Consider the following 10,852-nt stretch of genomic DNA (forward strand, 5'->3'; position numbering starts at 1 on the left):
TGAATCCACACCCGTTCGTTTGCTGGCACCCGCTCGATCCGGCCCGCCGCCAACGCTCTGCGCGGACCGACCCTCGAACGATGCATGCCCCAAGACGAAACCGGGGCCCTTCGATCGCACTTATAACGTCATTACGCGGCATTGCCACGCCAGGGGGCGCTTGCGCTTTCCCACAGACCGCGCGCGGTCTGCAATTCCATTCCGAAATCCGAGGCGCGAGAGACCGATCCGTCGCCGCGCCGTGACTGTGGAGATGCTGGCGCCGACGCCTGAACTCCGGCAGGTAATCCCACCGTTCGTTCCGATCAACGGTGCGATCGTCTTTTCCCGTCCGCCGATCCCGCATCGAGGCAGGCCATGTCGCTCCTCCGCTTTCCCGCCGGCCTCGCCGTGATCGCGACACTCGCGAGCGGTTCCGCCTGGGCGGCGGGCCGTACCGCCGACCCGTCCCTCGTGCGCCGACACGCGCCGGTCGAGCCCTTCACGTTCCCGTGCGGGACACCCGGAACCTGCGGCGTCCAGGCAGGACCCGGTCCGGCCGATCGCGATGTGCGTCCCTCCGAGGGCACCCTCGGCCGGCCCTGCGGCTATCGCACGCGGGCGACCCCACAGGGGATCCGCAAAGTCCGCGTATGCTTTTGAGCCCACGCGATCCATGGTCGGTCCACGCCTCCTGCTGCTGTCTGCCTGGCTCTGCGTCGCACCGGTTGCGGCCCTGGCCGAGGGCTGCGCCGACGCGTTCGCGGAGGGGCGCCGGCCGGAGATCATCAACCCGAAACTGGCCGAACGCGCCGTGCCGCTCTGCTACGAAGCCTTCGCGGTGCTCCATTCCGGCCTCTCTCGGACGCCGCTCTACGCCGCCGAGCGCCTGACGCGGGACAGCGTCGCGGCGGCTCGCCGGGTCGACCGCATCGACGCCTTCCATGACGAGGATGCGCTGCCGGCGGCCGACCGGGCGCGGCTCGATGATTATGCCCGTAGCGGATACGACCGCGGCCACATGGCCCCGGCCGGCGACATGCCGACCGGCGTGGCCCAGGCGCAGTCCTTCAGTCTCGCCAACATCGTCCCGCAGGACCGCGCCCTCAATCGCGGGCTCTGGGCGGCGATCGAGGAGAGCGTTCGGCGTCTCGCCACCCGACGCGGTACGCTCTACGTCGTGACCGGACCGATCTATTCCGGCGATGCCGTTCAGGCGATCAACGGGCGCGTCCTGGTGCCGACCCAGCTCTTCAAGGCGCTCTACGACCCGGCCACCGGGGAGGCGGGCGCCTACCTGATGGCGAATCAGGACAATCCGCCCTGGCAGGCCGTCTCCGTCGACACCTTGCGCACGGTGTCCGGGCTCGACGTCTTTCCGATGCTGGTCTCCACCGCCAAGGTACGGGCGATGGATCTGCCGGAGCCGCGGGCCTATTCCCGGGGCGAGCCCGAAGGCGACGAGCGTCCGCGCCGCCGGGCGCCCCAAACGGATTCGTTCGAGTCCTGGGCCAAGGACCAGCTGCATCGCGCCTTGCGGCGTCTCTGGCGCGATCTGATGCGTGCCATCTTCTGAGGGGGGGTGTTCCGATGCCGAAGACGGGTGCCCCCCATGACCCAGACCGGTCGTCGGACACGCGGTCGGAGACGAGCCCGGTCCGGTTCGCGCCCTTCGCGGACGACGCGGCCGTCCAGACGATCGGCGGTCTCTCCGTCGAGAACGGCCGCGATCGGATCGCCATCCACGGCAGTCTCGACCTCGCGCGGGACGCGCGCGGGCTGGAGCGGGCCCGGGCCCTCGCAGCGGCCTTCGCCGCCATCGTGGCCGCCCTGGAGGCGGCGCCGTTGCCCGAAAAGGTCGCGGAGGAGTCGCGGTCCGCCGACACGGTGAAGAACCCCTTCGCCTGAGGCCGGGATCTCGGCCCTTCTTCTCGGCCCCGTTCTTGCCGGTCGGTCGCCGCCCTGATACTCCGGCGCAACACTCTCACGCGAAGCGGTTCGACGACGGCGAGCGCCCGAGGTCCGACCGCATCGGCGCTCTTGGCGCGGCACGCCGTCCGGTTCGACCGGATGCAGCCGCGCAACACTGCACACGCTGATTCCGATGGTCGAGGCGCAGGGCGCGCCGGGCCGCCGACACGACAGGGGTACCACCATGGCGCGCGAATTCATCTACCACATGAAGGGTCTGACCAAGACCTATTCGGGGGGCAAGAAAGTCCTCGATAACATCAACCTGTCCTTCTACCCGGACGCCAAGATCGGCGTGCTCGGCATCAACGGATCGGGCAAGTCGACCCTGCTGAAGATCATGGCGGGCATCGACAAGGACTGGACCGGTGAAGGCTTCGTCGCCCAGGGTGCCCGGGTCGGCTACCTGCCGCAGGAGCCTCAGCTCGATCCGAACAAGTCCGTGCGCGAGAACGTGATGGAGGGCGTCGCCGAGAAGCAGGCGCTCCTCGACCGCTACAACGAACTCGCCATGAACTATTCCGAGGAGACGGCGGACGAGATGACCGCCCTTCAGGACCGGATCGAGGCCGCCAACCTGTGGGAGCTGGATTCCAAGGTCGACCAGGCCATGGAGGCGCTGGGCTGCCCCAGCGACGAGCAGCCCGTCGCGACCCTCTCGGGCGGCGAGCGCCGCCGCGTGGCCCTGTGCAAGCTGCTGCTGTGGGAGCCCGAACTGCTGCTCCTCGACGAGCCGACCAACCACCTCGACGCCGAGACGGTGAACTGGCTCGAAGGCCACCTGCGTCAGTACCCCGGCGCGATCCTGATCGTGACCCACGATCGCTACTTCCTCGACAACGTAACCGGCTGGATCCTCGAGCTCGACCGGACCCGCGGCTACCCGTACGAGGGCAACTACTCGGCCTGGCTGGTGCAGAAGCAGAAGCGGCTCCAGCAGGAGGGCCGTGAGGACATGGCCCGCCAGCGCGCGATCAACCGCGAGCAGGAGTGGATCGCCGCCTCGCCGAAGGCCCGCCAATCGAAGTCGAAGGCCCGCATCACCCGCTACGAGGAGCTGGTGGCCAAGTCCCAGGACAAGATCGACGCCTCGGCGCAGATCGTCATCCCGATCGACGAGCGCCTGGGCAACAACGTCATCGAGTTCGATCACCTCAACAAGGCGTTCGGCGATCGTCTGCTGATCGAGGATCTCTCGTTCAAGCTTCCGCCCGGCGGCATCGTCGGCGTGATCGGCCCCAACGGCGCCGGCAAGACGACCCTGTTCAAGATGATCACCGGTGCGGAAAAGCCGGACGGCGGCACCATCTCCGTCGGCGAAACCGTCCATCTCGGCTACGTCGACCAGTCGCGCGACGCGCTCGATCCGAACGCCACGGTCTGGCAGGAGGTCTCCGGCGGCAACGACATCATCTATTTCAACAAGCGCGAGATCAATTCCCGGGCCTATTGCGCCGCCTTCGCCTTCAAGGGCTCCGACCAGCAGAAGAAGGTCGGCACCCTCTCGGGCGGTGAGCGCAACCGCGTCCACCTCGCCCGGACCCTGAAGGGCGGCGCCAACGTTCTGCTGCTCGACGAGCCGACCAACGACCTCGACATGGAGACCCTGCGGGCCCTCGAAGAGGCGCTGGAGGATTACGCGGGCTGCGCCGTCATCATCAGCCACGATCGCTGGTTCCTAAACCGCATCGCCACGCACATCCTCGCCTTCGAGGGCGAGAGTCACGTCGAGTGGTTCGAGGGCAACTTCTCGGATTACGAGGAGGACAAGAAGCGTCGCCTCGGCGCCGATTCGCTGATGCCGAAGAAGATCAAGTACAAGAAGTTTTCGCGATAAGACGACGGCCCGGCGCCCGCTTCGCAAGAGGCGGGCGCCGGTTCAGGCCCGGGCGCTCAAGGCCAGGGCGTCCTTCAGGTCCCGCCCGTCCGTGAGCTTGCGGCCCTGGCGGCGCAGTGTCTTGAGGAGGGTCCGGTCCGGAAATGGGCAATAGGGCAGGACCGGCGCGATCGTCCCGGCGGGAAGTCCTCCGTCAGCGAGGTCCGCGAGCGCCCGGTCGAGCAGGACCCGCCCGTGCTCGTGCAGGATCACCGAGGCGCGGGTCGCCGTCGTATACTCCGGTAGGCGGACCGCTTCCTGCGAAAGGATCGCGCCGGCGTCGATCGTGACGGCGAGGCGATGGATCGTCACCCCGAAGGCCGGCTCGGACTCCGCCAGCGCGTGGATGGTCGGCACGGGCCCGCGATGGCGCGGCAGCAGGCCGGGATGGACGTTGAGGCCGCCCAGCGGTGCGCGCATCAGGGTCGGGCCGGAAAGAATCTGGTCGAAATGGAAGGTGACGATGAGATCGGGGGTGTGCCGCGCGAAGGCCTGCGCCACCTCCGGACCGTTGACGTCGTCGACCTTCAGCGTCGGTATGCGAAGCTCGCGACAGAGCGCCTTCAGGGGCGTGGCACCCGCCGAGTTGTTGGCGCCGGTCAGCCGGCGTGTCAGCGGCGAGAGCGGCGCGAGGAGATCGGGCAGTCCGAAATTGACGCTGAGATAGGGCAGGATCGCCGGGCCGGAGCGCGCGAGATGGCGCCGGACCTGTCCCACGAGGCCGCCGGAACTCGGTCGTTCGGCGTTCGACAGGCCGACGAAGGCGATCTCCGAAGCGTGGTCGCCGACGAAGCGGCGCACGGCGCGGGCGTTCGGCAGGGCCTCCAGCACGAACAGCGCGATCCGGGGGCGGCTCACCGCCCGACCCGGATCTTGAACTTGAAACCGCTCATGCCGAGGCGCCGCAGGAATTCTGGCAGCAGGGCTGCGCCGCGCGCGCCCGCCGCGAGGATCCACGGGAAGGCGACGATGTCCCGGTCCTTGGCCAGGCCGCGCGCGATCCGCCGCGCCGCGTCCTCGGCGCTGAGCTCGAGGGGACGCCAGCCCTGGTACTCGCCGCCCATGGCGGTCTTCACGTAGCCGGGGGTGACGACGTTGATGCGCACGCCGTGCGGCTTCAGCTTCTCCCGCAGCGCCAGACCATGCGCGAGCAGCGCCGCCTTGGTTCCGCTGTAGGAGGGCGCGTCGGGGAGTGGCGCGAAGGCCGCCAGGGACGAGATCAGCGCGATCTGCCCGTGGCCGCGGGCCCGCATCAGGGTCACGCAGGGCAGGGCGACGTTGAGGGCGCCGAGGAGGTTCACCTCCACGGTCTCGAAAGCCATGGCTTCGGTCTCCACGTCCCCGCCGGGATCGCCGCCGTTGATCGCCGCGTTGACGATGACGAGGTCGAGGGGATGGGCGCGGTCGGCGCCCTGAAGCCAGTCTGCGACGGATGCCCGCTCGCGAATGTCGAGGCGTCGGGTCTCGACCGCGGCCCCCTTGGCGCGGCACGCGTCGGAGATCGCCTCGAGACGGGTCCGGTCCCGACCCTGGAGGATCAGCGTCGTGCCGGCTTCGGCGTAGTGGCGGGCGAGGGCGGCGCCGATGCCGCTGGACGCGCCGGTGATCAGGATGACGGGCATCGGGACTGCTAGCGCGCCCGGCCGGACCGGATCAATAGACCGGCGCCAGTTCCTGGGGCTCGCTGTCCTCCGCCCGGATCGCGCGGGCCGCGGCCAGGGCCGAGGCCGGCAGCGTCGCTTCCAGCCGCGGGATGGTGCCGGCGATCGCCCGCTCGATGGCCGGGCGGGAGAAGAAGCCGCCGTTGATCTGCGAGCGGTGCAGGACAACGCGTCGAAAATCCGCCATCAAGGGGCCGTCAGGCGGCGTCGGAGCCGTCCAGAACGAGTCCACGCCGCCCTGGTGCGTGAGGCCGGGGAAATTGTAGATCGCATTGCCGGCGGCGCAGGTCGGGCGCCCGATTTCGAGCGACAGCATGCCGACAGTGCTGTTGATCAGGACGACGCCGCGGCTGCCGGCGATCAGGCTGGGCAGGTCGCCACCGTCGATGATGTCCAGGCGGTCGTTGACCCCGTGCCGGCGCGCCGAATGGCGGGCGTACTTGCGCCAATTGATCAGGCCGCTGTCGAGGGGATGCAGCTTGATCAGCAGGCGGGTCGGCGCCGGCGCATGGGCGGCGAAGGACGCGATCGTCCGATCCATGAAGCCTTCGACCCCCAGGAAGGGGGAATGGACGCGGATCTGGTAGTCGCTGTCGAGCTGGAGCGGCAGCAGAAAGTAATCGACGCCGATCGCCGTGTAGGCTTCGTTCAGTCGTGCCGCCTCGCGCCGCGTATGGGCGCGCCGGGCGAACTTCTTGATCCAGCCGGCATATTCCACCGCAATGTGATGCGGCCGGTGGCTGCGGAAATGCGGGAAGAAGTACGGGAAGCCGAAATTCGCGATGTTGTAGGCCACGTCCCAGAGGCTGCGCCGGGCCATGTCGCCGCTCGACGGCATCGCGCGGCCGGGCTGCGGCAGGCGCCGGGCCACGGCGCGGATCTCGTCCGCGGTCTTCGGCAGCGCCGAGTTGCCGTTCACGCCGCCGAGCTCGCAGGTGATCCAGTTCGGCCGGAGATAGCCCTCCTCGAAGACGTGGAATCGGACGCCGAAGGGCTGGGCGGCGGCCGTGGCGGCGACATGGTAGGGCCGACAATCGCCGAAGAGCACGATGTCCGTTACGCCGTGCGTGCGGACGTAGTCCGCGACGTAGGCGCCCCACTTGTCGAAGCGGCCCCGGTAATTGTCCGAGGGGAGGCGCCAGAACAGCCAGTCGCCGGACGAGAAATTGATGCGCCGCACCCGATGGCCGCGCGCCTCCAGGGCGCGGCCCAGGTCTGCGAAGAAGGGTGATGCGAGTCCCTGGAGGAAGAGGAACGTCGCCTGTCCGTCGCGATGCATGTCTGCGCGGGGCTGAAGCATTCTCTCCGACGCCTGCTCCTGCGCCCGTTCAATGGCGGGCCACCCTGGACGGTCAAATCCGTCGCACGGGACTCCCATCCCAGCAATTGGGCGCTCGTAGGGCCGGAATGGATTTCCGGTGGCCTGTGCCTTTACGGCAACGCCCCCTGCGGTGCGGCTGCCCGGCCCGGGCGAGCGCTCTCCCCCGACCCACGCCCCTCTGAGCCCCGAAGATGCTAAGGCAGCGGCCGGTTACGTCGATCCGAAAGTGCGCATGCCCTCGACCCTGCCGTCATCCCTCTTATCCACAGGCGGACGCGTTCACGCGCTGCGATCCGAGATCTCGACCGCGCTGGACGTCCCCTTCGCCTCTCGCTGGCGTCCGGGGGCGGCGCCCGTGGTCTGGGATTCCGGCGTTCTCCGCAGCGTCGCGCAGCGCCTGGCACGTCCCGTGATCGTGGGACCGGGTCCCCTGCTGTCTCCCTACGACACGCCCGGCACGGGGATGGCGAGCCTCCGCGTCGACCACGCTGGCCACGCAACCTGTCTCGGGCAGGTCGACACCGAGGCGCTGCTGCGCGCCCGTATCTTCGGACGGAATCGGTTCTCCCGCCGGGCCGTCGAGGCCATCTCGGAGGCCTTGTCCGGTCTCGCCGATCCGTCCCTCATCCTCGCCGAGGGCGCCGTCGCCCACTCCGGCGCCCGCCTTCGGGCCTTCGTGATGCGCGTGCTGGCGGCGCACCCGGACAGGACGTTCCTCGTCGCCGGCTCAAGCGGATGCGCGGACCTGTCGCCGAGCCTCTCTCCGCACTTGCGGGTCATCCCATCCCCGGTCGATCCCTGGGCGCTATTCGAACAGGTTCGCCAGGTCTTCGTCGACGACTGGGCGACGGCCTGCGAGGCGCGTCTCGCCGGGTGCGACGTCGCCCGTCCGGGTGACATGTCCGCACCTCCGACGACGCAGGAGCTCGTGGCCCTGCGCTACGGCACGGGGATCCACTACTTCGATCCCTGGACGCGGGCCCCGATCGGGTTCGGGGATTGCCTCGACCGCGTCGCATGGCTGCGCGACCGCTTCGCCGACAACGAGACACGGACGGTGCTGGTCGGCATCTCGGGCTGGAAGCGTCCGGTTCTCGACGCATTCATGGTCGGTCCGCAGGGACCACCGATTCACACCATGACGGCGGAGGATGCCGTGGCGGCCGCCCGGGCGCACCAGGCCCAGGTCCGGGTCTGGGCCACGCGCATGCCGGAACGGCTGGGGCCGCTCTGCGCCGAAGCGGGCGTGCCTCTCGCGCGGATCGAGGACGGTTTCCTGCGTTCCGTGGGCCTCGGGGCCGGCCTCGCCCCCGGCGCCTCGATCGTCGTCGACGATCGCGGGATCTATTACGATCCACGGACCGAGAGCCGGCTCGCTTTTCTCCTGCGGACGTCGGGCTTCCCGCCGGACCTCGTCGCGCGGGCGAAGGCCCTGCGCGAACTCGTGATCGCCCGCCGTCTGACCAAATACAATGTCGGTCTCACCGACGAGTCCGGCGACTGGCCGAGCGATCGCCGGATCGTGCTCGTCCCCGGCCAGGTCGAAGATGACGCCTCGGTGATGCACGGCTCCCCGGTGGTGCGCTCGAACCGCGATCTGCTGCGAGCCGCCCGGGCCCGGAACCCGGACGCGTTCCTGCTCTACAAGCCGCATCCCGACGTGGAGGCCGGGTTCCGGACCGGTGCAATCCCGGAGGCCGAGGCTCTCATGCTCGCCGACCGGATCGTCGGTGGGCTCTCCATCGTGGATCTGCTCGACCGGGTCGACCACGTCGAGACGATGACCTCGCTGGCGGGCTTCGAAGCCCTGATCCGCGGCCGCACCGTCGCGGTCCACGGGCGTCCGTTCTACGCCGGATGGGGCCTGACCGAGGATCTGGCCCCGGGCGCGGATCGGGGACGCCGGCTCGCGCTCGACGAACTCGTGGCGGGCGCCCTCCTGCTCTACCCGCTCTACCTCGATCCGGTCACTCTCAAGCCGTGTTCGGCCGAGCGCCTCCTCGATCGCCTCGCCGCCGCTCGCGATGCGGCCGGTCCTTCGCGCCTCGCCATGAGTCGAACGGGGATTCTCACCATGCGGATGCGCTACGCTCTGCTGAATCCTCTCATCCGACGCCTTCGCGCCAAGCGCGGCGTCGAGCGATTTCCGGACCGGAAGCCCTGACGCCGCAATGACCTTTCTTCTCAGTCTGACCCTCGCCCTGCTGCTCGGTCTGGCCATCGAGGCCCGCGAGGGTGGGCAGGCGCGGCCCGTGAGCCTGCGTCCCCGCGACCTCGCGATCCGCCTCGCGGGCTACGGATGGGTGATGGCGTTCTGGTTTCAGTTCTCCTGGCGTCCCTGGCTCGCGGGCGTCTCCTGCGTCCTGACGATTCTGATCATCACCATCGTCAGCCGGCTCAAACGCGGCATCATCGGCGAACCGCTGGTGTTCAGCGACTTCGCCCTCCTGCGGCAGGTGCCGCGCCATCCGGAGCTCTACTACACCCGCCCGCTCAGCGACCCTCGCATGGCCGGGCCGCTCATCGTCGTTTCCACAGTGGTCGCCGCTTGGTATGCGATCGAGCCGACCATCCTGCCGGCCGAGCCGAGCGTCGCGATCCTGGCGATCCTGGCCCTCCCGCTGATGCTGGTCAGCAGCGTGGTGCTCTCGGGGGAGGGGAAGGCCGCCGCCGCCCTCGCGCGCTTGTTTCCGGCGCCGGCACTGGACGTCGACATCGCTCGGTTCGGGCTTCCGGCCACGCTGCTCGGCTATGCCCTTCGTTGGCGCGCCCATCGCCGAACCGAACGGGGAGCGGCTCTCCCGACCCCGATCCAGCGGGGCGACGCACCCGTGATCGTCGTGGTACAGCTCGAATCCTTCCTCGATCCGGTGCGCCTCGGCGGACCGCCGCTGCCGCTGATGGAGATCATTCGCGAGCGCGCCACCCTCCACGGGCGGCTGCGCGTGCCGGCCCACGGGGCCTACACGATGCGCACTGAGCACGCGGTCCTGACCGGCACCGATGCCGAGGATCTCGGTTTCGGTGTGTTCGACCCCTACCTCACCCATGGCGGCCACGAGCCGACGAGCCTGCCCCTGCGCGCCCGCGATGCGGGGTTCGAGACCGTCTTCGTGCATCCCTTCCACCGCGACTTCTTCAACCGCGCCGCGGTGGTGACACGCCTCGGCTTCGATCGCCTGATCATGGAGGACGACTTCTTCGAGGCACCCCGGGTGGGACCCTATGTCGGCGACGCGGCGATGGCCGACCGCGTGCTGGCGGAAGTCCGCGCGCGCAGCGGCCCCCTGTTTCTGTACGGCATCACGATGGAGAACCACGGGCCGTGGAAGCCGGGGCGTCTGCCGGGTATCGACGACCCGCTGGCACAATACCTGACCCATGTACGCAATACGGGCCGGGCCGTGGAAGCCCTCCTCGCCGGATTGGAAGGCCTGCGGGCCACCCTCTGCGTGTTCGGCGATCATGCGCCGGCCCTTCCCAATTGCCGGCCCGGTTTCGGCGGCACGGCGACGGATTACGCCATCTTCAGGTTCGGACCGGATGCCGGCGGGGGGGGAGCCCGACGCGACCTCACGGCGGCGGAGCTCGGGCGTCAACTCCGTCAGATCATCGCGCTCCCCGGAGAGGGGGAGAGCTTGGCTTTGCCACCCTCGTGACGCATTGGTGATGGATAGGCGGCCGGATCCAGCATGGGCCGGTCGGAGCCTGCCTGGGTGCACGATCCGTTAATCCGATCGCAGCGTTTTGCCGCTATCGTCCGACACGGCCACCGCTCGGAGGCTTGTGCCGTGATCCCAGTCCCCTCACGGGCGACCTCGGGATCACGTTTCATCGAACACGATGGCGCCGCCCGTGCGCCGTGACCGAGGCGGGCGTCGTCGCCGGATCGCACCTGCGCGCGGTCCGGTCAGGAGAGTAACAATGCTTCGTAAGGCGTCCCTGGCCGCCCTGACAGCCTGCCTCGTGACGGGCTGTACCTCGCTTCTGCCTGCGGCCGGCCCGACGACGGGGGCGGTTGTGGAGGGGGCGGACGTGTCCACG

The 10,852-nt window shown here is 69.3% G+C and carries 8 protein-coding genes; 5 read left to right on the forward strand and 3 right to left on the reverse strand.

Annotated features, from left to right (window positions below; all coding sequences use genetic code 11):
• Window positions 1-655 precede the first annotated feature (655 nt).
• From ASF18_RS00280 to ettA, 3 genes are all read left to right on the forward strand, one after another.
• Complete coding sequence (locus tag ASF18_RS00280; protein ID WP_056348312.1) at window positions 656-1,555, forward strand: DNA/RNA non-specific endonuclease; 900 nt, start codon at window positions 656-658, stop codon at window positions 1,553-1,555.
• 14 nt (window positions 1,556-1,569) lie between these two features.
• Complete coding sequence (locus ASF18_RS00285) at window positions 1,570-1,887, forward strand: hypothetical protein (RefSeq protein WP_244472505.1); 318 nt, start codon at window positions 1,570-1,572, stop codon at window positions 1,885-1,887.
• A 247-nt stretch (window positions 1,888-2,134) separates the two neighbouring features.
• The gene (ettA, locus tag ASF18_RS00290) at window positions 2,135-3,787 is read left to right on the forward strand and encodes an energy-dependent translational throttle protein EttA (RefSeq protein ID WP_056348330.1); all 1,653 of its coding nucleotides are present in this window, start codon (window positions 2,135-2,137) and stop codon (window positions 3,785-3,787) included.
• A 42-nt stretch (window positions 3,788-3,829) separates the two neighbouring features.
• Here the strand turns inward: ettA and ASF18_RS00295 are convergent, their stop codons facing one another.
• The 3 genes from ASF18_RS00295 to ASF18_RS00305 are packed head-to-tail and all read right to left on the reverse strand — an operon-like array spanning window position 3,830 to window position 6,787.
• Entirely contained in the window at window positions 3,830-4,684 is an 855-nt protein-coding gene (locus ASF18_RS00295; protein WP_056348314.1) for a formyltransferase family protein, read from the reverse strand.
• Window positions 4,681-5,448 carry an SDR family NAD(P)-dependent oxidoreductase gene (locus ASF18_RS00300; RefSeq protein WP_056348316.1) on the reverse strand — a complete coding sequence of 256 codons (768 nt, stop codon included), beginning with the start codon at window positions 5,446-5,448 and terminating at the stop codon, window positions 4,681-4,683. Before ASF18_RS00300 ends, ASF18_RS00295 begins: the two co-directional genes overlap by 4 nt.
• Window positions 5,449-5,479: 31 nt before the next feature.
• The gene (locus tag ASF18_RS00305; protein WP_056348320.1) at window positions 5,480-6,787 is read right to left on the reverse strand and encodes a capsular biosynthesis protein; all 1,308 of its coding nucleotides are present in this window, start codon (window positions 6,785-6,787) and stop codon (window positions 5,480-5,482) included.
• Window positions 6,788-7,271: 484 nt separating this feature from the next.
• Between ASF18_RS00305 and ASF18_RS00310 the strand changes: the two genes are divergently transcribed.
• Together ASF18_RS00310 and ASF18_RS00315 are read left to right on the forward strand one after the other, a co-directional pair.
• Complete coding sequence (locus ASF18_RS00310) at window positions 7,272-8,972, forward strand: capsular biosynthesis protein (protein WP_244472506.1); 1,701 nt, start codon at window positions 7,272-7,274, stop codon at window positions 8,970-8,972.
• Window positions 8,973-8,979: 7 nt separating this feature from the next.
• Window positions 8,980-10,467: an LTA synthase family protein gene (locus tag ASF18_RS00315; protein WP_056348325.1), complete on the forward strand. Its 1,488-nt coding sequence runs from the start codon at window positions 8,980-8,982 to the stop codon at window positions 10,465-10,467.
• Window positions 10,468-10,852 lie beyond the last annotated feature (385 nt).

It is taken from the genome of Methylobacterium sp. Leaf89 (genome assembly GCF_001422215.1).
GTDB lineage: Bacteria > Pseudomonadota > Alphaproteobacteria > Rhizobiales > Beijerinckiaceae > Methylobacterium.